This window comes from Testudinibacter aquarius, assembly GCF_004342725.1.
In the GTDB taxonomy this organism is placed as follows: domain Bacteria; phylum Pseudomonadota; class Gammaproteobacteria; order Enterobacterales; family Pasteurellaceae; genus Chelonobacter; species Chelonobacter aquarius.
Genome location: NZ_SMCP01000008.1, coordinates 13,313 through 38,475, shown reverse-complemented (window position 1 = coordinate 38,475; position 25,163 = coordinate 13,313). Strand labels below are relative to the sequence as shown.

20 protein-coding genes are annotated in these 25,163 nt (G+C 44.5%); 8 read left to right on the top strand and 12 right to left on the bottom strand.

Going from position 1 to position 25,163, the window contains the following annotated elements:
* Positions 1–74 precede the first annotated feature (74 nt).
* Positions 75–479 carry a Cu(I)-responsive transcriptional regulator gene (cueR, locus tag EDC16_RS09040; protein ID WP_132967532.1) on the top strand — a complete coding sequence of 135 codons (405 nt, stop codon included), beginning with the start codon at positions 75–77 and terminating at the stop codon, positions 477–479.
* Positions 480–560: 81 nt separating this feature from the next.
* Here cueR and EDC16_RS09035 read toward each other — a convergent pair whose 3' ends face one another.
* The 10 genes from EDC16_RS09035 to rlmN all read right to left on the bottom strand — a co-directional run bounded on the left by EDC16_RS09035 (position 561) and on the right by rlmN (position 9,992).
* Positions 561–1,037, bottom strand: a complete 477-nt coding sequence (locus EDC16_RS09035; protein WP_132967531.1) for a ClpXP protease specificity-enhancing factor — start codon at positions 1,035–1,037, stop codon at positions 561–563.
* A 10-nt stretch (positions 1,038–1,047) separates the two neighbouring features.
* Positions 1,048–1,680, bottom strand: a complete 633-nt coding sequence (locus EDC16_RS09030) for a glutathione S-transferase N-terminal domain-containing protein (protein ID WP_132967530.1) — start codon at positions 1,678–1,680, stop codon at positions 1,048–1,050.
* A 226-nt stretch (positions 1,681–1,906) separates the two neighbouring features.
* Positions 1,907–2,563 (bottom strand): hypothetical protein, encoded by a 657-nt coding sequence (locus tag EDC16_RS12755; RefSeq protein WP_176551945.1) that lies wholly within the window; start codon positions 2,561–2,563, stop codon positions 1,907–1,909.
* A gap of 241 nt (positions 2,564–2,804) precedes the next feature.
* On the bottom strand, positions 2,805–3,629 hold the full coding sequence (gene dapD / locus EDC16_RS09020; RefSeq protein ID WP_132967529.1) for a 2,3,4,5-tetrahydropyridine-2,6-dicarboxylate N-succinyltransferase: 825 nt from the start codon (positions 3,627–3,629) through the stop codon (positions 2,805–2,807).
* Between the two features lie 35 nt (positions 3,630–3,664).
* Positions 3,665–4,288, bottom strand: coding sequence for a YfgM family protein (locus EDC16_RS09015; protein ID WP_132967528.1), 624 nt, complete (start codon positions 4,286–4,288; stop codon positions 3,665–3,667).
* Between the two features lie 31 nt (positions 4,289–4,319).
* Positions 4,320–5,600, bottom strand: a complete 1,281-nt coding sequence (gene hisS, locus EDC16_RS09010; protein ID WP_132967527.1) for a histidine--tRNA ligase — start codon at positions 5,598–5,600, stop codon at positions 4,320–4,322.
* A gap of 33 nt (positions 5,601–5,633) precedes the next feature.
* Positions 5,634–6,758 carry a flavodoxin-dependent (E)-4-hydroxy-3-methylbut-2-enyl-diphosphate synthase gene (gene ispG, locus EDC16_RS09005; protein ID WP_132967526.1) on the bottom strand — a complete coding sequence of 375 codons (1,125 nt, stop codon included), beginning with the start codon at positions 6,756–6,758 and terminating at the stop codon, positions 5,634–5,636.
* 17 nt (positions 6,759–6,775) lie between these two features.
* Positions 6,776–7,840, bottom strand: a complete 1,065-nt coding sequence (locus EDC16_RS09000) for a RodZ domain-containing protein (protein ID WP_132967525.1) — start codon at positions 7,838–7,840, stop codon at positions 6,776–6,778.
* Between the two features lie 404 nt (positions 7,841–8,244).
* On the bottom strand, positions 8,245–8,814 hold the full coding sequence (gene pilW / locus EDC16_RS08995) for a type IV pilus biogenesis/stability protein PilW (RefSeq protein ID WP_132967524.1): 570 nt from the start codon (positions 8,812–8,814) through the stop codon (positions 8,245–8,247).
* A gap of 50 nt (positions 8,815–8,864) precedes the next feature.
* Positions 8,865–9,992 carry a dual-specificity RNA methyltransferase RlmN gene (rlmN, locus tag EDC16_RS08990; RefSeq protein WP_132967523.1) on the bottom strand — a complete coding sequence of 376 codons (1,128 nt, stop codon included), beginning with the start codon at positions 9,990–9,992 and terminating at the stop codon, positions 8,865–8,867.
* Positions 9,993–10,308: 316 nt separating this feature from the next.
* Here rlmN and htpX point away from each other — a divergent pair, with 316 nt between their 5' ends.
* Both htpX and EDC16_RS08980 read left to right on the top strand, forming a co-directional pair.
* Positions 10,309–11,163 (top strand): protease HtpX, encoded by an 855-nt coding sequence (htpX, locus tag EDC16_RS08985; protein WP_132967522.1) that lies wholly within the window; start codon positions 10,309–10,311, stop codon positions 11,161–11,163.
* Positions 11,164–11,263: 100 nt separating this feature from the next.
* Positions 11,264–11,800, top strand: coding sequence for an elongation factor P hydroxylase (locus EDC16_RS08980; protein ID WP_132967595.1), 537 nt, complete (start codon positions 11,264–11,266; stop codon positions 11,798–11,800).
* Between the two features lie 278 nt (positions 11,801–12,078).
* Here EDC16_RS08980 and EDC16_RS08975 read toward each other — a convergent pair whose 3' ends face one another.
* Entirely contained in the window at positions 12,079–13,500 is a 1,422-nt protein-coding gene (locus EDC16_RS08975) for a cytochrome c peroxidase (protein WP_132967521.1), read from the bottom strand.
* Positions 13,501–13,714: 214 nt separating this feature from the next.
* Between EDC16_RS08975 and EDC16_RS08970 the strand changes: the two genes are divergently transcribed.
* Positions 13,715–17,938 (top strand): S6 family peptidase, encoded by a 4,224-nt coding sequence (locus EDC16_RS08970; RefSeq protein WP_132967520.1) that lies wholly within the window; start codon positions 13,715–13,717, stop codon positions 17,936–17,938.
* A 91-nt stretch (positions 17,939–18,029) separates the two neighbouring features.
* Here EDC16_RS08970 and serS read toward each other — a convergent pair whose 3' ends face one another.
* Positions 18,030–19,319: a serine--tRNA ligase gene (gene serS / locus EDC16_RS08965; RefSeq protein WP_132967519.1), complete on the bottom strand. Its 1,290-nt coding sequence runs from the start codon at positions 19,317–19,319 to the stop codon at positions 18,030–18,032.
* A gap of 300 nt (positions 19,320–19,619) precedes the next feature.
* On the opposite strand from serS, the gene aldA reads away from it, so the two are divergent.
* The 4 genes from aldA to EDC16_RS08945 all read left to right on the top strand — a co-directional run bounded on the left by aldA (position 19,620) and on the right by EDC16_RS08945 (position 25,155).
* A complete protein-coding gene (aldA, locus tag EDC16_RS08960; RefSeq protein ID WP_132967518.1) occupies positions 19,620–21,059 on the top strand; it encodes an aldehyde dehydrogenase in 1,440 nt (479 codons plus the stop codon).
* A 250-nt stretch (positions 21,060–21,309) separates the two neighbouring features.
* The gene (locus EDC16_RS08955) at positions 21,310–22,890 is read left to right on the top strand and encodes an L-lactate permease (RefSeq protein WP_132967517.1); all 1,581 of its coding nucleotides are present in this window, start codon (positions 21,310–21,312) and stop codon (positions 22,888–22,890) included.
* A 129-nt stretch (positions 22,891–23,019) separates the two neighbouring features.
* Positions 23,020–23,739: a (Fe-S)-binding protein gene (locus EDC16_RS08950; RefSeq protein WP_132967516.1), complete on the top strand. Its 720-nt coding sequence runs from the start codon at positions 23,020–23,022 to the stop codon at positions 23,737–23,739.
* Between the two features lie 9 nt (positions 23,740–23,748).
* Positions 23,749–25,155: a LutB/LldF family L-lactate oxidation iron-sulfur protein gene (locus EDC16_RS08945; protein ID WP_132967515.1), complete on the top strand. Its 1,407-nt coding sequence runs from the start codon at positions 23,749–23,751 to the stop codon at positions 25,153–25,155.
* The last annotated feature ends 8 nt before the right edge of the window (positions 25,156–25,163 follow it).

Below are 25,163 nucleotides of genomic sequence, written 5' to 3'. Positions count from 1 at the left end.
TATCGTTTAGTTGAATCTTTTATAAAACGTCATTAGAATAAAGCTTCCACTAACTGTAGAGTCAAGCATTTTTTATGAATATTAAACAAGTGGCTGCCCTGACCGACTTAAGTGATAAAACTATTCGATTTTATGAAGAAAAAGGCATTATTACCCCACCCCAGCGCAGCAGTAACGGATATCGACAATATGATTTGCAGCACGTTGATCAACTACGATTTGTGCAGCGTACCCGTAGTGCCGGATTTTCCCTGCCTGAATCTAAAGAGTTGCTCGAGCTTTATCTGAACCCACAGCGCCACAGCCGTGAAATTAAACAGCGGACATTGGATAAAATTGAGCATCTTGAGCGACAAATTACGCAACTGCAAGAGATGAAACGGCAATTGACCGCATTAGCAGACGAGTGTCCCGGTGATGATCAAAGCCAATGTCCGATTATTGATTCACTGAGTGGTAAGGGCTGCTGCCACAAATAACAAAACCGCACTTTTATCTTTTGTTAAATTACTTTTGTTAAAACAAAAGAAAAGTGCGGTCTGCTTACAGCTGTTGCTAGGTTATTTTAAAATTTTTAAATGACTGACAGAACGTTTCGCTTTAGGTTTGTCACTTGCTGTGGTTTTTATCGTTTGCGGCTTATCGACAATTTCGACAAAACTCGCTGGTTGTTCGACTAAATCACCTAAACTACGTTCAACTTCGCGTTCATATGTTTCTTCCAACTCGAACATCACACCATCACCGTTTTCACGGGCATAAATTGCCAATGCAGCGCCCATTGGTACGATAATATCACGCGGAATCCCTTTGAAGCGGGCGTTAAACACAATTTTATCATTGCCCAACTGTAAATTTCCGCAGGCATTTGGCGAAATATTTAATACAATCTGCCCATCTTTAACAAAATCATCCGGCACGACGGTGTGCGGATAAAATGCATCAACAACCAGATATGGCGTCAAATCATTGTCTAACAGCCAATCATAATAGGCTCTGAGCAAGTAAGGGCGTTTTGCAGTGGTTGATCCGGTCATATTCAGCCTATTATTTTTCCACGATCACTTTTTGCGGTGAATTTTTTAATGAAGTGACAAAGCAAGGACGCTCGAAAACCAAATCCATATAGTTTTTAATCGCTTTGCTGCCCGCACCGTTAAATTTAATATCATAGCTTTGCAAACGATGAAGAATTGGCGCAATATAGCAATCCACTAAGCTGAATACTTCACTTAAAAAGTACTGTTTTTGCGCAAAAATAGGACCAAAAGACAGCAACTCATCTTTTAAATCGTTCAGCATTTTCATTTTTTCTGCTTCAGCTAAACGCTCTGCTTGTTCGATGACAGAAAACCAGTCTTGTTCGATGCGATGCATTAACAGCCGCGATTTGGCACGATCAACCGGATAAACCGGCATTAATGGCGGATGCGGAAAACGTTCGTCCAGATATTCTAATATAATTCGCGGTTTAAACAACACTAAATCACGGTCGACCAACGTCGGCAATTCGCCATTGGTGCCTAACTCTAAAAAATCTTCATTGATAATATCCGGCTGGATCAACTCTTGTTCATGAGGAACCTCTTTTTCTGCCAAAACCATTTTGACCTGATGTGAACCCAAGCTGGACTCGTCATAAAAAAGAGTAATAATGGAACGTTTATTAGCTGCTATCATTGTTATTCTCCGCACTAATTTATCCGCTCAAAGCGGATTGTGCTTATTTATTTTTTACTGTTCATACGTCATGTCGCATGATTAAAATTTGAGGTGGTTATTATAGCATAAACAGTTATAAGATTTCTAAAAAAACCTCAATGCTATTTATAACCAATTGAATAATAAAATAAAAAACCCCCACTCAAAGAATGGAGGCTTAGATTTTACTATATTATCGCTAAAATTATTTAGTGGTTTCAGTATTGCCGATTAATTTATTGATATCTTTTTTCGCTTCTTCTGCTTTCTCAGCAACGGCTTCTTTAGTTTCGGTTACTGTTGTTGTAACACTCTCTTTAGCCGCTTCAGTTTTTTCTGCAATCGCTTGTTTTGCATCGGTTGCTACCGCCGCAGCGCTTTGTTGTGCCGCTGTAGCTTGCTCAGTTGCAGACTCTACTGCTTGACTAGTGGCTTGTTGAGCATTTTGTTGTGCTTGTTCAACAGCTTGGGTTGCTTCAGCCTGTGTTTTTTCGACAGATTCAGTTGCATTAGCTACTGCATTGTTAAGTGATTCTTTAGCTTCAGCTGCTTTAGTTTCAACAGCATCTTTTACTTCAGAAGCTTTTTCAGCTACAGCTTCTTTCACCTCTGCTGCTTTTTCAACCACAGCATCTTTGGCTTCAGTGGCTTTTTCAGTTACAGCTTCTTTCACTTCCGCTGCTTTTTCAACTACAGCGTCTTTGGCTTCAGTGGCTTTTTCAACGACTGCATCTTTGGTTTCAGTTGCTGTGGCTACTGCACTGTTTTTTGCGTCGGTTGCCGCATTCTTCGCATCATCACACCCCATCACGGTTAATGCAGTTGCGCCTAAAAGTGCGGTAGTTAATAGTAATTTTTTCATGTGAAACTCCTATCCTTAATAACGGGTATTGGTAATTTATCGATTAAGTTGTTCAGATTATATAAAGTAACATTTATATAGCTTACTGACTTTAGCGGGGCAAGTGTCTAATATTTTTTCCGTTACGACAACCTTTTTTTATCGTAATTGCTCAAATAATCAGCGCTGCGCGCTAAAAAACAGCAACTATTCACAATTAAGCCTATCTTTAACAAAAAATAGGCTTAATTCATTCGATGGCTTAGTCAATGCTCCGTAATAATTCATTAATGCCAACTTTTCCACGGGTTTTGGCATCCACTTTTTTCACAATCACTGCTGCGTACAAGCTGTATTTACCGCACTTCGACGGCAAACTGCCGGAAACCACGACCGATCCTGCCGGTACACGACCGTAGTGAATTTCGCCGGTTTCGCGATCGTAAATTTTGGTGCTTTGACCAATGAAAACTCCCATAGAAATCACTGAACCTTCTTCGACGATCACGCCTTCCACCACTTCTGAACGTGCACCGATAAAGCAGTTATCTTCAATAATCGTCGGATTCGCTTGTAACGGTTCCAATACGCCACCGATGCCGACACCGCCGGACAAATGCACATTTTTACCGATTTGAGCGCAAGAACCGACTGTCGCCCAAGTGTCGACCATAGTGCCCTCATCGACATAAGCGCCAAGGTTGACATAAGATGGCATTAATACCGTGTTGCGCGCAATAAATGCGCCTTGACGCACGCTTGCCGGTGGCACCACGCGAAAGCCTTCACGCTCAAAACGCGCTTGATCGTAATTAGCAAATTTCATCGGGACTTTATCGAAATAATGAGTTTCTGCACCCGGCATCAGCTGGTTGTCGTTAATCCGGAAAGAGAGCAACACCGCTTTTTTCAACCATTGATGCGTCACCCAGTCACCGTTAATTTTCTCAGCAACACGCCATTTGCCACTGTCCAAACCGGCGATCACTTCTTCGATTGCCGCTTTCGTTGTCGCATCAACCGTTTTTGGCGTGATTTCTGCACGTTTTTCAAATGCGTTTTCAATAATTGTTTGTAAATCAGACATTATTTTTCCTATTTTTTGTGAGTATAAAGAACGGGTTATTCCGCTAAGCTATCGACTTTTAATTGTAATAGCTGTCTATCCAAATTGTTTAAATTCTGATTGCTTAATGCTTGTTGATAGGCTTGGCGTGCTGCATTGTTGTCGCCTTTCGCCAATAAAATATCCCCTTGCAGCTGTGCTTTAGCGCCTTCCCAAGCTTTATCATTGATATTTTTTAAGCTGACTTCAGCTTGGTCGTATTGCTGTTGCTGCACTTGCAGTGCGGCTAGTCTGAGAGCAGAAATGGATTTCAATTCATCATTACGACTGAATTCCAGCGCCTGTTTCAAACTACTTTCCGCTAAGGCTAAATTATTCTGCTCTACCGCACTTTTGGCTTGAGCAAACAATGCCAATACTGCATAGTTAGAGTTTTGATTGTCAGTGACAAATTTCTGTAACAATTCCGTATTTGCCTGCGGATTTTGTAAATAGGCTTGTGTCACTTGTTCATAACTATTTGAGGTGGCTCGTTGACTATCGAGTTGATGCGTTTGCCAATAGCGCCAGCCCAGTACACCGCCAACCACCAAAATAAACGTGGCGATGATGACTTTGCTGTTCTCTTTCCACCAACTTTTCAGCTCTTCAACCTGTTGTTCTTCGGTAATATACGACACTTAATGCTACTCCTTTTTTATTGATTCCGATTTATTTATTCCAATGGCTTGCCAAAAATGCAAACGCTTGTTCGATTGGTAGTTGCTGTTGTTGGTGATGCCCCTGTAAATCTTTGATCACCAGCTGCTGATTCTGCACCTCTTCTTCGCCGATCACAATGGCAAAGCGTGCCCCGCTTTTATCAGCTCGTTTAAATTGTTTTTTAAAATTGCCGGCACTGCAATGCAACATCACATTTTTTTGCGGGTAAGTGGAACGCAGCTGCTCGGCGACATCGAAGGCTAACAACGTTGCTGCTTCACCGCTGTGTACGATATATACGTCCACCGCTTGTGGCAGCAACAAATCTTGATTAACTTCTTGCACCAATAAAATCAGGCGCTCTACGCCCATTGCAAAACCGACACCGCTGGTGGCATGTCCACCCAACTGTTCGACTAAGCCGTCGTAGCGTCCGCCGCCACATACCGTGCCTTGTGCTCCAAGTGCGGTGGTAACCCATTCAAATACGGTTTTGTTGTAGTAATCCAAGCCACGCACCAATTTTTGGTTGATCTCATAGCGGATTCCCATTTGATCTAAAATTTGGCATAAGCGGGCAAAATGTTGCTTTGAATCTTCATCGAGATAATCATGCAATTTCGGCGCATGATTTAACACCGCTTGAATTTTTTCATTTTTACTGTCTAAAATTCGTAGTGGATTGGTGGTGAGACGGCGCTTACTATCTTCATCTAAAATATCCAGATGGTTTTGCAGAAAATCCACTAATGCTTGACGATAATGGTTACGTGCCTCCAATGAGCCGATCGAATTTAGTTGTAGGCTGACATGTTCGGCAATGCCCAATGCTTTCCATAAGCGTGCAGTCAATAAAATCAGTTCTGCATCAATTTCCGCTTGCGCAATGCCAAAGACTTCCACACCGATTTGGTGGAATTGGCGATAACGCCCTTTTTGCGGACGTTCATAACGGAACATCGGTCCCATATACCACAAGCGTTGCTCTTGGTTATACAATAAACCGTGTTCAATACCGGCACGTACGCAACCTGCGGTGCCTTCCGGACGCAGTGTCAGGCTTTCGTCATCCCGATCATCAAAAGTAAACATCTCTTTTTCGACCACATCGGTCACTTCACCGATTGCACGTTTGAACAGCGGTGTCGATTCCACAATCGGCATTCTGATCTCTTGGTAGCCGTAACTAGCTAACACCCGTCTGACAGTGGCTTCCAGCCACTGCCATAATGGCGTGTCTTGCGGCAGACAGTCGTTCATTCCACGAATTGCTTGAATGGTTTTCGCCACGTTTCTTTTCCTTTTTATTCTATTTTTAGTTGACTAATCGTTATGTGTATTCAGCAAATCAATCCGTTTAGACGGATCCTGCATTGCAATTTTGGCACGAATTTTAGCTTCTAATTGATCGATCAAATCATGGTTGTCAAACCGCTCTTTTTGTCGCACACCATCCAGGTAAAAACCGCTCTTGTTATTACCGCCGGTGACACCTAAATCGGAAATCAAGGCTTCACCCGGTCCATTAACCACACAGCCGATGATAGAAACATCCATCGGGGTCACAATATCTTCCAAACGCTGTTCCAGCGCATTGACAGTGCCGATCACATCAAATTCCTGACGTGAGCAGGTTGGGCAAGCGATAAAGTTGATCCCGCGCGAACGAATCCGCAACGATTTTAAAATATCAAAGCCGACTTTGATTTCTTCGACCGGATCGGCAGCAAGCGATATGCGTAAGGTATCACCAATGCCTTCAGACAGTAACATACCTAAGCCGACCGCTGATTTTACAGCCCCTGCTCGTGCGCCACCGGCTTCGGTGATCCCCAGATGCAACGGTTGTTTAATCGCTTTTGCCAGCAAACGGTAGGATTCCACCGCTAAAAAAACATCAGAGGCTTTTACGCTGACTTTAAATTGATCAAAGTTCAGTCGATCTAAAATTTCCACATGGCGCAGCGCTGATTCCAATAACGCTTCCGGCGTTGGCTCGCCGTATTTTTCCTGTAGATCTTTTTCCAATGAACCGGCATTCACGCCGATCCGAATCGGAATATTGTTATCACGCGCACAATCCACCACTGCACGAATCCGATCTTCACGCCCGATATTACCCGGATTAATTCGCAAGCAATCTACACCATATTCTGCGACTTTTAGTGCAATGCGGTAATCAAAATGGATATCCGCCACTAACGGCACATTAACTTGTTGTTTAATCAATTTGAATGCTTCCGCTGCATCCATTGTCGGCACTGAAACCCGCACAATATCCGCCCCGACTTTTTCCAGTGCTTTTATTTGTGCGACAGTTGCTGCCACATCGGTGGTACGGGTATTCGTCATCGACTGTACCGCAATCGGGGCATCGCCACCGACCGGAACGTTGCCGACATAAATTTTTGTTGATTCACGACGCTTGATTGGCGTTTGTTTTAACATAGTCTTTTCCGGCTTAATTAATTAGGCAAGGTGATTCTGGCAACACGGCCATCAATAGTCAATGGTACTTCTTGCCCTTGGAAGGTAATTCGTACGTTTTGCGGTGCGCCGATCACCAAGGCATAAGGTTCACCGTCACTAAAAGTCAGTACTTCGCCCTGCTTATACTCTTTTTGTGCCAATACTTTGCGGTTTGCATCACGCACACTGAGCCAGCAGCTGTTGCCGACAATTTCGATCACCAGACCATTGCTGTTAGGCAGTACCGCACTTTCACTATTCGTATTACTACCCGCGGCACTGTTGCTGTCCGCTGAAGCAACAACCGTAGTTCCGTCCAACTGTTCCATCACATTGCTCAACACTTGTCCTGAGGTTTGTGCTTGAGCTGTAGTACTTGCATTTTCATTACTTAACGGCAACACGTTGTCCGCTAACATATTGTCCGCCGGTGGCGTTAGCACTACATTATTCTCGGTCGCTGAAGTCGCGGCCTTATCACTGCCAGTGTTTGATAAATCAAGATTACTCGCCGTTTCTGTGGGAGAGTTGCCCACTGTCATTGTCGGATTATCGAGCTGAACGCTATTGCTGCTGTTTGGTGTCGTCGCTGTTTCATCCTGAGAGTTACTCAAAAAACTTTCGACGAGTGAGGTTCTTTCGTTTTGTGACTGTTGATAGTTTTGCCACCACCAATACGCAGTCATGCCGATCATTGCGACCGCAATTAACCAAGTTAACCGCCCGATCCAATTAGAATAAGAGGCGTAGTGGTTCACTTGATGCTTATTGCGCATATTCTTTTGCAAATCATTTTGGATTGGTTCGCCAAAGGAAATTGATGGATTATTCCAAACTGACTCCGGGACTTTAAGAAATTTAGCATAATTACGCACATAGCCTTTCATAAATGCCGGTGGGCAAGAAGGAATAATAAGCTCATTATTTTCAATGTGCTTGATAACGGCGGTTTTAAGCAGAGTTTTCTCTGCGGCTTCTTCAACGCTAAAGCCCAGTTTTTCGCGCGCTTGGCGCAGTGTGTCGCCAAGATTAAAGGTAGTTTGCTGTTGCTGATTTTCCATGACAATTAGGGTCTATTGATATTTGTTTGTAATTTGAGCTATAGACGCTTTTTGGCCACTCTTTTCGCCACTCTTTTCGTCAATATAAAGTCGTGAGGTTTAGTCATTCTAAACCAACGGCTTTTAACGTCATAGTGGCAAAAAATAGTTGCGAAAAAGCGTCATAGTCCTGCGGATTGTGTTTAAAATTAGCACACTCGTCGTTGTAACCCTCATCAATAGTCCCGCTATTGATTTCGGCTTACGCCTAGATTGTGCTAATTTTAAACGACAACTCAAAATATAAACAAATATCAACAAACCCTAACATAAAATAAAGTTCAGGCGCAAAGTTTAAAATTCTCCCTTTGCTTTTGCAACAGTTAATCATCAATCTGCCACATTAATCCGCCAAATCAAGCAATTTATTTCAAAATACGCTGCAACTGCTCTGCTTGTTGCTGATCGATTTTAGCCAGTTTTTGCAATGCGATGTTTTTTCGTGTTTGATCGTGGGCCTGGTGAGCACAAAGTGCGGTATTTTCATAGGTTTGTGCCAAACGATAATAATCCGGGCTGGCAAGTGCGGTTTCAAAATGGCTAAAGGCATCGTTAAACCGACCTTGTTGACATAAAAATGCGCCATAATTGTTGTGAGCATCACCCTGTTTGGAATCTTTTTGCAGCGCAATTTGATAGTAGTTTTCTGCTTGGCTGAGATTGCCGATTAACTGATAGTAATGTGCCGACACCAGATACGGCAAATAGTAATCCGGACTGTGTTGCAATGCTTTGTCCAAGCTCTGTTTTGCCGCTTCATACTGATGCTGTTGCAAATAGCCCAACGCAACCTGCACCCGTGCATATGCCGCCCGCTGACTTTCGCTGTTTTGCGGCGGTGTGGCACAGCCGCTCAATACGCAACTGAATAAAAGTGCGGTCATCAGGGATAAAAATGTTATTTTCTTCGCTACATTTTGTTTAAAGCCGCTCATGTTTTCTCCCTTGATGATTGTCTTTGATGATTGTCTTTGATGATAGTCGGCTAAGCCTGTTTAATTGAAATCGCCTCGCCAAACGCTTTTTTATTCATTGCCTGCTTCATTGTCCGCTTAGTGCGGTCAATCACCTCGCCCGCCAATTGTCCGCATGCAGCATCAATATCATCACCACGGGTTTTGCGCACAATTACGGTTAAACCATATTCCATCAGTACTTTTTGGAAACGGTCAATCCGAGTGTTGGAGCTCTTGCTATAGGGCGCTTCCGGGAATGGATTCCACGGAATCAAATTCACTTTGCACGGGATATTTTCCAGCACCTTCGCCAATTGATGCGCATGTTCCGTGCCGTCATTAACATGATCGAGCATCACATATTCAATCGTCACTTTGCCGTGGTTGGCTTTTGAACCGGCTAAATAACGACTGACCGAATCCATCAGCATTTTTATATTGTATTTTTTGTTAATCGGCACGATCTCATCGCGCAACTCATCATTCGGTGCGTGCAACGACACTGCCAACGCCACATCGATCATTTCCGGTAATTTATCCAATGCCGGCACCACACCGGAAGTGGACAACGTCACACGGCGTTTGGATAGACCATAGCCAAAATCGTCCAACATAATTTCCATTGCCGGAATCACATTGCTGACATTCAACAAAGGTTCGCCCATGCCCATCATCACCACGTTGGTAATCGGGCGTTCACCGGTCACGCCGAAATTACCGATAATTTTAGAGGCACGCCACACCTGACCGATAATTTCCGACACGGTCAAATTGCGGTTAAAGCCCTGTTGTGCGGTGGAGCAAAAAGTGCATGCCAAAGCACAACCCACTTGCGACGAGACGCATAACGTTGCGCGATCATTTTCCGGGATATACACCGTTTCAACCTGTTGATCACCAACCTGCATCGCCCATTTGATGGTGCCGTCGGAGGAGCGCTGTTCTTCCGATACCTCCGGTGCTTTAATTTCAGCAACCGCTTTTAATTTCTCACGCAGCACTTTATTAATATTGGTCATATTATCAAAGTTATCTTCGCCAAAGTGGTAAATCCACTTCATCAGTTGATCGGCTCGGAACGGTTTCTCACCCAAATTTTGTAAGAATTCGCGCAAGTTTTTGCGGTTTAGATCCAGTAAATTGGTTTTGTTTGTCATGATGATTCACGCCTCGTTATTACACATTACGGCTTGTCGGTAGAATACCGAAAAGGTGCTGTTTAAGAAGTCGGCGATTTTACTGGCTTCGTGCAAATTAATCTAGTGTTTTTAGGCAAATTTTGCCAGCAACCGCTCTTTTTTTCTCGAGCGGGATCGCAAAATTGAATCGCCATAGCATGGTTAACTAAAAAGGTGGTGTTCGACTATAAATTCGCTTAAACTTTCGGCTAAACCTTGAAATTAACATTTTGATAACCATCTTTGTGTTACTGTATTTTACTATTCTGTTTCTCGCTATAGGAGTGTTTTGATTATGATGCGAATAATTCTGTTCTTGTTGACCAACATGGCCGTGTTGTTTGTTTTTAATATTATTTTGACCCTGACCGGCATTCAAGCGCAAGATGCTACAGGGCTATTGATTCTAGCGGCATTGTTTGGCTTCGGCGGCTCGTTGGTTTCACTGTTTATGTCAAAATCGATGGCAAAAAGAGCGGTCGGCGCACAAGTGATCACCCAACCGCGCAATGAACAAGAGCAATGGCTGCTCTACACAGTGCAAGCGCAAGCGCGCAAAGCCGGTTTGCCGATGCCGGAAGTGGCGATTTATCACTCCGGTGATGTAAATGCCTTTGCGACCGGAGCCAGCAAAAAGAACTCGCTGGTTGCAGTCAGCACCGGCTTATTGAACACCATGACCCGCGATGAAGCGGAAGCGGTGTTGGCACACGAAGTCAGCCACATCGCCAACGGTGATATGGTTACGATGACGCTGCTACAAGGTGTGCTGAATACCTTCGTCATTTTCGTATCACGCATGATCGCCAAAGTGGTTGCCAGCAACCGTGACGGACAAACCAGCAGTGGCATGTATTTTATGGTAGCGATGGTGTTGGAAATAGTATTTGGTTTCCTTGCCAGCATTATTGCGATGTGGTTTTCACGCTATCGTGAATTTCATGCCGACGCCGGTTCAGCCGAATTAGTCGGCAAACAAAAAATGATTGCGGCCTTAAAACGCTTACAAAGTCTGCATGAACCGCAACAATTGGAAGGTGAATTGGCGGCATTTGCGATTAACGGTAAACGTGGCGGTTCTTTAGCTTCGCTGTTTATGAGCCACCCTCCGCTGGAAAAACGGATTGAAGCGCTACAAAAACTGAATTAAGATAACCGCACTTTGTGCATACTTATTGATTGAGGGGCTGATTTCAGCCCCTTTTTTGCTTCTTTAACTTTCACTTTTTAGCGATATTTGGACATTAATGATGGAACATGACTACCACGATCTGATCAACATCTTCAACCGCTGTTTTTATGCCGACTATAATACAAAACTAGAAAAAGGCGGTGACGAACCGATTTATCTGCCCGCCGATGCCAACCGCACTTACCATTCGATTCAATTTGCCCACGGTTACTACAGCAGTGCCCTGCATGAAATTGCTCACTGGTTGGTTGCCGGGCGTTCACGCTGGCATTTAGAGGATTTTGGTTATTGGTATCAGCCGGATGGACGCAGCGAACAACAACAGCGCCTGTTTGAGCAAGTCGAAGTCAAACCGCAAGCGATTGAATGGATCCTCTCCGTTGCTGCCGGCAAACGCTTTTTCGCCAGTGCCGACAACCTCAACGGAGAAGCGGGCGACAGTAGACCGTTTAAACGTGCGGTTTACGCTCAAGTTTGCCATTATGCCGAAAACGGATTGCCAAAGCGTGCTGAAACCCTACGCCAAGCATTGTGCCAATTTTACGGCACAGAAAACCGAATTGATTTATCGTACTTTGATCCGGACAGAATCTAAACAATAAAGGCGGGGATAAACCAGGCTGGGATAAACCCGCCTCAGATTATTGACAAAGATATTTGATGAGGCAAGGTAGGGGCGGATTATATATCCGCCCGTTTGCGAAGTGTGGCATAAGCACTTAATCAATAAAGGAAAAATGCAAAGTTCGGTTCGGGCGGATATATAATCCGCCCCTACTTTTACAATATTAATCGTATATTTTAACCTTTGCCAGCAGTCTAGGGCGGGGATAAACCCGCCTTTATTTGCTGATAAATGACACCGTCACCCTGTTACTGTTTTTCGTTGACTTTTTCGTTTACTAAAGTCTTGCCGTTCAATTCACCGGTTAAGCTGTGCAAGAAATCAACCATATCACTGACATCTTGCTGTGGTAATGTTACGCCGCTTTGATATTTCAGCATCATTTCCACCGCCTGCTGCAAATTCTCGGCGTTGGCATCATGGAAATAAGGTCCGGTCAGCGCAATATTTCTCAAGCCTGGTACTTTAAAACGGTGTTTATCGCGCGGATCCTGAGTTTGGGAGAAGCGCCCATTGTCATCCGCCGTTAACGGAGTACCTCGATCGGCAAAATAATTGGCTTTGGTTCCCATTAATTCATAAGAGTTCCCGCCCATATTGATACCACTGTGGCAGGTGTCACATTTATACTGCTGGAACAGCGCATAGCCGTGCTGCTGACTGGCGGTCAGGGCGCTTGCATCGCCTTTTAAATAGCGGTCAAACGGGCTGTTTGGCGTAATCAAAGTTTTTTCAAACTCAGCGATCGCATTGGTAATATTGTCGCCGCTGAAACCATTCGGATAGACTTGTAAAAATGCGGCTTTCAGTTCAGCATCCTGCTCTAATTTAGCAATGATTTCCGCCCAATCTTTTGAACCCATCTCAACCGGATTAAATGGAGGCCCTCCGGCTTGATCCGCCAGCGTTGCTGCCCGACCATCCCAGAACTGTACAAAGTTAAATGCTGAGTTATACAACGTTGGTGCATTAATGCCGCCTTTTTGTCCGTGAATTCCGGTGGATGTCGCCAAATTATCGACTCCGCCGGTGTTCAAACCATGACAACTGGCGCAGGAGATCGTGTCATCACCTGAAAGTGCGGTGCTGTGAAACAGAAGGTTACCCAATGCCACTTTTGCCGGCTCAGTTTTCAAACTGTCCGGGATTGGTTGGATAAAGCTCGTTGCCGAAGCGCCTTCAGTATTCGCTGGTAATAAATGATCTTGGCGCTGTTTGCGAATCCAATCCAGTAACACTTTTTGTTCTTCTGCATTCAAGGATGAACCCCAATGCAGATGCACAAACGATTTAGTCGGCATTTCATCATTAATCACTACCCTCTCCAATTTAGCCAGTGCGGTGGCAGAAATTTGCTGCGGGTTATCCAGATGATCCACAATTTCGCGCAACAGAAAATGATCGAGCGCCTTGTTAATATCGTCTTGCATAATGCTGTTAACAATCGGTAAGTTGATGTAAAACGGCACTTCGGCATTTGGGGTGTGACAATATTGGCATTGATTATCGTACAGCACTTGCTCAACCAATTTTGCTGACGGATTTTGAACTGCACTTTGCGCCAATAATTTTTCTTTTTGTTGATTATCGAAATGATTAACATATGCCACTGTCGCTAAAAAGCCGGCAACACCTAGTCCGACCAACGACAAGATCCCTTTTTTCTTCATAAAATAGCACTCCTTATTTTGGTAAAATAACAAAACTACAACTTAAGAGGTAGTTTGTCCTATTTGTGCTATTGTTTTATTGATTAATATCAATAGATTTAATTTGTATAACCTATCATTCTAATAGCTATAATTTTTGTATGGATTTAATGGTATACTTTTTATTATACTATTGAAATTTAATTTATTATTCCTGAATATATAGGTTATTGCTATGCAATTTAAACTAAATCCACTTTCTGCCATTATCATCACCTGTTTTATCCACACTTATGCTTCCGCCTCGGTTGTCCGCTCTGATATTCCTTATCAAACTTATCGTGATTTTGGCGAAAATAAAGGGCAATTTGCGCCTGGTGCCACTAATTTACCGATTTATGGCAAAAATGGCGAGTTGATCGGCACTTTAGACAAAGCACCGATGATCGATTTTAGTGCTTCCAGCAAAGACGGCGTAGGTACATTGGTTGCGCCGCAATATGCAGGCAGTGTTAAACATAATGTCGGCTATACCGGATTGCAGTTTGGTGGCTCCGGTAATAATCCGGACTATCTGCGTCATACTTACCAAATGGTAGATCGCAATAACCACAGTAGTCTGGATTATCATACGCCGCGCTTGCATAAATACGTGACTGAAGTCGCACCCGCTAATATTCTCGGACTTAATAGAGACGCTTATTTGGATCAAAGCCGCTTCCCGTTACTATATCGTACCGGCAGTGGTACTCAGTATGTGCGTGATCCGGAGTGGAATGTCACTTGGTTAGCTTATCCCTATGATTATTTAACAGGTGGAACTGTCAATGAACTGTATAAGCCGGGTGCTTCACAGGAAGTGTGGGCTACTTCAGGGCTTTTATATAACCTCAAAAACAGCCCGTTGACCAGTTATGCCGCTTCAGGCGACAGTGGTTCAGGCTTATATGCCTGGGACACTCAAACCCAACAATGGATCCTGGTCGGTTTTCAAATGGGAAGCTGGGGTGAAAAAGCCACTGCCACAAATCCGGTTACCAACTGGGTGGTTTATCAAACTGCATATAATCAAGGATTGTATGATGAAGATACCGATCCGACAGTAAATAATACTCAAAATCTAGTTTGGGCCAATAACAGTGATGGCAAAACCAGCCGTTTTAGCCAAACTGATAACAAAAGCTGGACATTACATGTCAAAGATTCCACCGCGTCAGATAGCTATAGTGGTGGCTATAATGTTGCCATGAATGCCGGTAAAAATATTACGTTAAACGGCAACGGTGGCAACATTTTACTGCAAACCAGCATTAATCAGGGCGCCGGTGGCTTAACGTTCAATAATAATTATCGGGTAACCCCGCAAAGCAACCAAACTTGGCAAGGTGCAGGAATTATTGTCAATCCGGGGAACACCGTAGAATGGCAAGTCAACGGTGTAGAAAACGACTTTTTGCACAAATTAGGCGCAGGCACTCTGCGAATTAGTGGTAAAGGCAAGAATCTTGGTAGCCTGAGCGCTGGCGATGGCACGACAGTATTAGCACAACAAGCGGACGAAAAAGGCGATCTGCAAGCATTTGATAAAGTGCGCTTGGCAAGTGGTCGCCCAACCGTAGTATTACAGGATGACAAGCAGGTTAACCCCAACAATATCTATTTTGGTTATCGCGGTGGGCGTCTCGATCTCAACGGTAATAACCTGAGTTTTATTCAAATTCATAACGTGGATAATGGCGCACAACTGGTCAATCATAATTTGGAAAAAGCAGCTAGCATCAGTGTGACCGGTGAAACTGAAATAGTATACCATACTATCAGCACCAGCCAACGCGGCACGCCCAATACCCTGTATAAGCATATCAACCGCAGTGGCAAAGCAGAATATTGGTATCTAAAATCCAGCGTCTACACCTTCTACCCTGGTGCGGCAGGTAACTGGGCTTGGGATTATTTGGGTAATGATGAAACGCAAGCCATTGAACGTTATTTCGCCCGTAGAAATGCATCACTGTCGCCAATGTTCCAAGGTATGTTGGGTGAAACCGATCCAAATAAAAGCAATGGTCAGTTAAATTTCAATTATAGTGCCTCATCTACTGACTCGATTTATACGCTATCCGGTGGCAGCAACCTCAACGGAGAAATCAAGGTTGATAAAGGTACCCTGCTATTATCCGGCTACCCAACGCTACATGCCGAAGATGTCACCGGAGACAAAGCCGGTTATGTTTGGCGTAAGGATGTGGTAATTGACAATGATTGGGTGACCAGTCACTTTAAAGCTGATTCCTTCAAAGCAACCGCTGGCGCTACTTTGCAATTGGGTAACTATGCGAATTTAGAAGGGAATATTATCGCAGACAACAACAGTAACGTCAGTTTAGGCTACAGCAAAGGAGATAACGGATGGAACAACAGTTGGAAGTGTACCCGCAGTGACAGTAGCGGTGTCGTCAGCTGTAGCCAAACCGCACTTAGCGATGCGTTGTACGCAGATCTCCCTTATGCCAATGTGAAAGGCAATATTACCTTAGGTGAGAACACTAATTTAAATTTTGGCAAAACCCAATATCAAGGACAGATTCAAGCAGCAGCAAACAGCAACACGCATCTGATGCACGATGCCATCTGGACCATGAGCGGCAATAGTACCCTTGGGAATTTATCACTAGACGCAGGATCACAGGTAAAACTGAATGGTAATCTGCAAAGCGGCAATTTTAACACCCTAACCGTCAATAGTAATTTAAGCGGTGATGGCCGTTTTGAATTGAACAGTACTTTTGCCGATCTAAAAAGTGACAGGGTCATTGTCAATGGTTTAGCCAGCGGCAACTATACTCTTGCCTTACATGACAGCCTGAAAGATCCCACCACGAAAGTTAATCTGCTACCCTTACTGACGTTAAATAACGCCACACAAAATTGGGCAAATGTGACGGCTATGCTTGAAAACGGCCACCTCGATCTCGGTGCTTACCGTTATACGTTACAGCACGTCGACAACCATTTTGCCCTTTACAATGCGCTACTGCCGGATATTATCGCTAAAGAAAAGGCAGAAGCGGAAGCCGCAGAACAAGCTCGTTTAGAAGCCGAAGCCAAAGCTGCTGCTGAAGCAGCAGAAAAAGCCCGTTTAGAAGCAGAAGCCAAAGCGGCTGCTGAAGCAGCAGAAAAAGCCCGCTTAGAAGCAGAAGCTAAAGCGGCAGCCGAAGCAGCAGAAAAAGCCCGCTTAGAAGCAGAAGCTAAAGCGGCAGCCGAAGCAGCAGAAAAAGCCAGCTTAGAAGCAGAAGCTAAAGCGGCAGCCGAAGCAGCAGAAAAAGCCCGCTTAGAAGCAGAAGCCAAAGCAGCAGCTGAAGCCGCAGAAAAAGCCCGTTTAGAAGCAGAAGCTAAAGCGGCTGCTGAAATCGCTGCACAAGCTGCTGCTGATGCCGTAGAAAAAGAGAGTCTTGCCGCAAAAGCCAAGGCTGAGGCACAAGCCGCAGCGATTGCTGCTGCCGAGGCGGCTGAAAAAGCCCGCATTGAAGCCGCTGCCCAAGCAGAAGCTGCTGCACAGCAAAATACACAACACAATTGGATTAGCCAAGAAGCGAATATTGCACTGTCGTCTCAAGCGGCCAACATCAGCCAAATAAATAAAAATCAGACATTGTTGAATCAATACGTTAATCGATTAACACCAGATAACAGCGGGTTATGGAGCAATGTTGATCGTGAGCGCATGAACTACCACAGCGACAACTACCGTCACTACAAACAAGATCTCTACAGCCAACAACTTGGTGTTGATAACACTATTGACTTTGATGGCGGTGACTGGTTGGTTGGTTTAGCATTTGGACACAGCAATGCACATAATCAATTTGCTGAGAATCAAAGTGGTAAAACCAGCAACCATAGCCTAAGCTTATATAATAAAGTGATTTTAGACAATCAATTGTACCTCAGTGCCGTGATTAGCTATAACCGCTTAAAAACGACGTTGAACGGGTTTGATCAAGATGTCAAACAACATGCTTGGGTCAGCTCCGTTGCTCTTGGTAAGCGCTGGCAGTTTGGTACTATTGGAGTACAACCATCGGTTGATATCACCTACTACCGTTTAGGCAGCATGGATTATCGTATCAACAACGTAGCGATACAGCAGCAAACACTTAACTTCTGGCAAGCACGTAGCGGTATCATGTTAGATAAGCACTTTGGTTTGTCACCAAGTGACGGTGTAACGTTATATACCGCACTTTACTACACAGCCAATCTAAACCATAAGGCGCAGTTGCAGGTCAGCAACAGCACATTGAATGCCGCCCTGTTTAAAAACCGCTTGGAAAGTGAAGTTGGAGCTGTATTCCGCTTAGGGAAACATTTCAATCTTACCCTAAAAGGTGGTTATGCCGAAGGTGATGTGATCGAGTCACAATTTAATGCCGGACTTGAATTGAAATATCTTTGGTAACATCACCCCTCCCTAAAAATCACCATGAAAAATCCCTTTTGTGTAAGCAAAAGGGATTTTTTGATTTGATATTGAAAAGTGCGGTCAGAATCTATTTTTCAATAAACGCCAAACCACCCATATAGGGTTGCAGCACGCTTGGGATCGCAATAGAACCGTCGGCTTGCTGATAGTTTTCCAACACCGCAACCAATGTGCGCCCCACGGCTAAACCAGAGCCATTCAAGGTGTGAACCAAACGAGTTTTCTTATCGCCTTTACTGCGGCAACGCGCCTGCATGCGACGCGCTTGGAAATCCCACATATTGGAGCAAGAAGAGATCTCACGGTAGGTATTTTGTGCTGGCAGCCAAACCTCTAAATCATAGGTTTTGGTCGAACCAAAGCCCATATCACCACTGCATAACAACACCTTACGGTATGGCAAACCTAACAGTTGCAGCACTTTTTCGGCATGTCCGGTCAGTTCTTCCAAAGCTTGCATTGATTTTTCCGGCGCGACAATTTGCACCATCTCCACTTTGTCAAACTGGTGCATCCGAATTAAGCCGCGCGTATCACGTCCGTACGATCCCGCTTCTGAACGGAAACATGGCGTATGCGCCGTCATTTTAAGCGGCAAGCTCTCTTCATCTAAAATCTCACCACGTACTAAATTGGTCACCGGCACTTCGGCGGTCGGAATCAAGGCATAAGGCTGCTCGCCTTCCAGCGCATTGGTATGAAACAAATCTTCACCGAATTTTGGCAGCTGCCCTGTGCCGTACAATGTTTCATGGTTGACCAGATACGGCACATAGGTTTCCAGATAGCCGTGCTGTTCGGTGTGCAGATCCAGCATAAATTGGCTCAAGGCACGGTGTAATTTGGCGATCTGCCCTTTCATCACCACAAAGCGCGCACCGGCTAGTTTCACCCCGGCAGCAAAATCCAAACCTGCAATGTCTTCACCTAAAGTAACGTGGTCTTGTACCGTAAAATCATACTGTTTCGGCTCACCCCAGCGCAGCACCTCTAAGTTTTCACTGTCATCTTTGCCCAACGGTACTTCGTCTGCCGGAATATTCGGGATATTCAGCGCAATCTGTTGCAGTTCACTCTGTACTGCTTCCAGTGCGGTTTTGGTCTCGTCCAACTCACAACCCATCGAATCCACTTCTGCCAGTAATGCCTGAATGTCTTCACCACGCGCTTTCGCTTGCCCAATACTTTTAGAACGGGCATTGCGTTCGGCTTGCAAGGTTTCGGTTTTCACCTGCAACACTTTACGCTGCTCTTCTAACTCACTGATTTTGGCAGTATCCAGTATAAAATTTCGTCTGATTTTTAATTTCTCGGCGGTTTCCGCCAGATTGTTACGCAGTAAATTTGGATCAATCATCTTATTTGCCTGTTTTGTTGATGGTGGCGGATAACCGCACTTTGCTTGAAAAATGCTTGATATTTTAGCCTTTATTCGCCGCAGTGACTAGTACAGAATCGAGATTCTCAGCCAACATTTCAGAAAAATCGTGTTAACGCTTATTTTTCTAAAATGCTAATAAATTGTTAATTTTGTGAAGCCGAACACGCCATTTATCTGAAATTTAAGCTATATTTATACAGATCATTTTTGTTGTACTATCCAATCGAGTCATTTGATCCAGTTCTGCAACTTCCACTAAAACAGCAAGAGGTCTCTATGAAAACATTAGCAATGTACATTGACGGTCAATTTATTAGCCATTCCGGCGACTATCGTGAAGTACTGAATCCTGCCACTGAAGAAGTGATCGCCAAAGAACCGAAAGGCGGTACTGCTGAAGTCGATTTAGCGGTGGCGGCGGCGAAAAAAGCCCAAACCGGCTGGGAACAACTGCCGGCAGTACAACGTGGTGCTTACCTACGCAAAATTGCACAGGGTATTCGTGAGCGTGCACAACAATTGACCGATACCATTGTTGCCGAAGGCGGCAAAACCAAAGAGTTGGCAGAAGTTGAAGTATTGTTCACTGCCGATTATCTGGATTATCAAGCGGAATGGGCACGCCGCTATGAAGGCGAAATTATTCAAAGCGATCGCCCGAATGAAAATATTTTCCTGTTCAAACGTCCGCACGGTGTGGTTGCCGGAATTTTGCCGTGGAACTTCCCGTTCTTCCTGATCGCACGCAAAATGGGACCAGCGCTACTGACCGGAAATACCATTGTAATCAAACCGTCCAGCGTCACCCCGATTAATGCGCATATTTTTGCTGAAATCGTTCACGCTGCGGGTTTGCCAAAAGGCGTATTCAATGTTGTTAATGGTGCGGGAGCAGAAATCGGCAATCACTTAGCACAACACCCACAAGTGGATTTGGTTAGTCTGACCGGTTCGGTGGAAGCCGGACGGCAAGTGATGATCGCGGCGGCACAGAATATTACCAAAGTGTCATTGGAGTTGGGTGGCAAAGCACCGGCAATTGTATTGAAAGATGCGGATTTGGATCTTGCCGTCAAATCAATTGTTGCCTCACGCGTCATTAATACCGGGCAAGTATGTAACTGTGCTGAACGGGTTTATGTACATCAATCAGTACACGACAGCTTTGTGGCAAAATTAACTGAAGCGATGAAAGCGGTGCGTTTCGGCAATCCGGCGACAGCTACCAGTGAAACATTGGATATGGGACCGTTGGTGGAGAAAAGAGCGGTTGAAGCCGTCGCGGCGAAAGTCGAAAAAGCGCTCAAACAAGGGGCTACTCTGCATTTGGGCGGCAAACGCCCAGAACAAAAAGGCTTTTTCTTTGAACCGACCATTTTAACCCATGTCAAAAACGACATGGATATTATGCACGAAGAAACGTTTGGACCGGTGCTGCCAATTGTCACATTTGAAAGTTTAGACGAAGTGATTGCAATGGCAAATAACAGTATTTTTGGTTTAACCAGCTCGGTTTACACACAAAATTTGAATGACGCATTTTACGTTACCCGCCGTTTGCAGTTTGGTGAAACCTATATCAATCGTGAAAATTTTGAAGCAATGCAAGGTTTCCATGCCGGCTGGAAACAATCCGGTATCGGCGGTGCCGATGGCAAACACGGGTTGGAGGAATATCTGCAAACCCAAGTGGTTTACCTACAGACCACAAACTAATTGATTCTGCTTTAGTGTTTAAACCGCACTTTGATTTATTTCGAATTTTTGTTGAATGTAATTAAAGTGCGGTTTCCTCATCTGCTTTAAGTTATCTTCAAATAGTTAAAATTATTTTCAATTGAAGACTAAAAACCAAATTTTGCGAATTCCGTCACAAAAAATTTTTTTTTATTACATTATGATAACAACTTTAATAACAATGTATAATTTGTGGTTACTTATTTATCTTTTAACTAAGGATCTTTAAATGGCTTTAACGCTTAGTCTTTTTCCAATTGTTTTACTCATCTACTTAATGGTAAAACGCAACAGTATGCCCTCTTTTATTGCACTGCCCCTGATCGCATTATTGGTTTATGTGTTGCAATTGACCTATTTTGATCAAGATTTCATGCTGATCAACGCCAACGTGATTTCCGGTATTATCGCCACACAAACCCCGGTTACCATTATTTTTGGTGCGATTTTATTTAACCGCATGATGGAAATTTCCGGCTCAACCAATGTGTTGCGCCAATGGCTGTCGAATATCAACCCTAACCCGGTTGCACAGTTAATGATTATCGGTTGGGCATTTGCCTTTATGATCGAAGGCGCTTCGGGTTTTGGTACACCGGCGGCGATTGCTGCGCCGATTTTGGTCGGTTTGGGCTTCAATCCGATTAAAGTAGCGATATTTGCGTTGGTGATGAACTCGGTACCGGTCTCTTTCGGCGCCGTCGGCACTCCAACTTGGTTTGGCTTTGCTCCATTGAAGTTAGGCGAGGAAACCTTGCTTCAAATCGGCTACCAAAGTGCGATTATCCACTTTTTTGCGGCTTTTGTGATTCCACTGATTGCGTTGCGTTTTATCACCAATTGGACAGCAATCCGCAACAATATTGTATTTATCTACCTTAGCATATTGTCTTGTACTATTCCGTATCTGTTGCTGGCAAAAGTCAACTATGAATTTCCGTCATTGGTCGGTGGCGCAATCGGACTATTTATCTCTATTTTGTTGGCAAATAAAGGCATTGGCCTAGTCAAAACCAGCGACAACAGTGAAAAATCTCCGCTGCCGCTTGCCACCATTGTGAAAGCCATGACCCCGACAATGCTGTTAATTCTGATTTTAATCGTGACCCGTATTCATCAACTGGGGATTAAAGCGTTATTGAATGATGCCACCACCTGGTTCAGTCTGTCATTGGGACAATTTGGGCAATTTGAAGTCAGCCGCGCCCTGATCTTATCTTTGAAAGATATTTTAGGGCAAGGCGTCAGTGACAGTTATAAAACCCTGTATGTGCCGTCATTGATTCCGTTTATTATTACAGTGTTAATCTCATTAGTGCTGTTTAAAGTCAATAAAAACAACACTAAAGCCATTTTTTCCAGTACTTTTCAACAAACTAAAAAACCGTTTTTTGCATTAATCGGCGCGTTGATTATGGTGAAGTTGATGTTATTGGGGGGAGAAAATTCAATGGTACAAACCATCGGACGCGATTTTGCCGCCGCCACCGGCGCTAATTGGACCTATTTTTCCGCCTATTTGGGTGCGATCGGGGCATTTTTCTCCGGTTCAAACACGGTTTCCAACTTAACTTTCGGCGGTATTCAATATTCCATTGCACAAACTACCGCACTTTCCGTACCTTTAGTGCTGGCATTGCAATCGGTTGGCGGCGCAATGGGAAATATGGTGTGTATCAATAATGTGATTGCCGTATGTTCAGTGTTGGATGTAAAAAATCAGGAAGGCGCAATTATCAAGAAAACGGTGATCCCAATGCTGGTTTATGGTGTCATTGCGGCATTGGTTGCCACCTTGATTTTATCGTGATCTGTTTTTTAAGTGATCTGCTTATTAAAACAATCACAAACAATTTTGGCAGAGATAACACTGCTTCTTTCAAGGGTGGAATCAACCACCCTATTTTTACCTGATTAAATTCATCTGTTGGAGTAAACAATGAACGTCAATTTTTATGTCACCTGTATTGCCGACGCGCTCAAAGCCAATGTCGCAAAACAAAGCGTGCTGCTGTTGGAGCAGCTGGGGTGTAAGCTCACTTTTTTAGAAAAACAGGGCTGCTGCGGGCAGCCTGCGCTAAACAGCGGCTATAACCAACAAGCAATTCCTGCGATCAAAAACTTAATTACCACTTTTGAAGCAAACGACTACCCGATTGTCGCCCCTGCCGGTTCTTGTGTGCATGCAATTAAAACCTATGCCTCTTATTTTCCTGACGAACCGAAATGGGCGGAGCGCGCCGATAGATTGGCTGAGCGTTTTTACGATCTCACCGATTTTATTGTCAATCAGCTTAAGGTCACTCAGGTTGGTGCCAAATTGAACGGCACCGCAGTTTATCACCCCTCTTGCAGCCTGTTTCGTAAACTCGGGGTTGTACACGAACCGGTGACGCTGTTGCAAAATGTCGAAGGATTAAAACTGATACCGATTCAAAATCAAACGACCTGCTGCGGCTTCGGCGGCACTTTCTCGGTCAAAATGGCGGAAATTTCCGGCGAAATGGTGATAGAAAAAGCCGAACATATCAAAGAAGTACAGCCGGATTATCTGATCGGTGCCGATGTCAGTTGTTTAATCAACATTGGCGGGCGCTTACAGCGTGAAGGCAGCCCGATTAAAGTGTTGCACATCGCCGAAGTCTTAATGAGCCGCTAGGAGGAAAGTATGTCATTAAAAACCAGTGAAATATCATTTAAAGCACGCCTGCATGACGAAATTCATAATGACGTGATGCGAAAAGCAGTGGTGATGGCGCAAGAGCGGATCGGCGCCAATCGGCAGAAAATGGTGGACGAACTCGGCCATTGGGAAGAGTGGCGTGAACAGGCAAAACAGATTCGTGAGCATATTTTGCAAAATTTAGATGCGTATTTGTATCAACTGTCGGAAAAAGTAACCCAAAATGGCGGCAATGTTTACTTTGCCAACACGGCTGAGGATGCCACGGATTACATCAAAAAAATTGCACAACAAAAGCAAGCCAAAAAAGTGGTTAAATCCAAGTCGATGGTCACCGAAGAGATCGGCTTGAACAAGGTGCTGGAAGCGGAAGGCATTCAGGTAATCGAAAGTGATTTGGGCGAATATATTTTGCAACTTGCCGGCGATAAACCGTCCCATATTGTGGTGCCGGCAATTCACAAAGATCGCCATCAAATTCGCAAGGTGCTGCAAGACAAATTAGGCTATCAAGGCGAAGCCACGCCGGAAGAGATGACCCTGTTTATCCGTGGCAAAATTCGACAAGATTTCTTAGAAGCGGACATCGGGATCAGTGGCTGCAACTTTGCGGTTGCCGAAACCGGCAGTGTTTGTCTGGTTACCAATGAGGGCAATTTGCGGCTGGCAACCACGCTACCGAAAACCCATATTGCGGTGATGGGAATGGATCGTTTGGCGCCAACGTTTAAAGAAGTGGATATTCTGATTACGCTATTGGCACGAAGTGCGGTCGGCGCACGCTTGACCAGTTATAACACTTGGCTGACCGGTCCACGTTTAGTGGGAGAAACCGACGGCCCGGAAGATTTCCATTTAGTCATTGTCGATAACGGCCGTTCCAAGGCATTGGGTGGTGAATTTAACGATATTCTGCGTTGTATCCGTTGCGGCGCTTGTCTGAACGTCTGCCCGGCTTACCGCCAAATTGGCGGACACAGTTACGGATCAATCTATCCCGGCCCGATCGGTTCAGTGCTGTCGCCAATTTTAGGCGGCTATGAAGACTTTAAAGATCTGCCGTATGCCTGCTCGCTGTGCACTGCGTGTAACCAAGTTTGCCCGGTCAAAATTCCATTGGCCAGTCTGTTGCTGAAACATCGTAGCAAAATGGTGGAGCTCGGCATCACGCCAACATTGGAAAAATTGTCGGTCAAAATGTTCACTTTGGCGAACAACCATCCGACCCTGTGGAAAGTCGGTATGAATATTGGTGCCAAACTGAGTAGTAAGATGATCAAAAACGGCAAAGCCCCAATCAACATCGGTGCTGTATCAGAATGGACTAAAGCGCGCGATCTGCCGAGTTCCGAAGGTGAAAGCTTCCGCAACTGGTTTAAAAACCGCACTTGATCATCAAA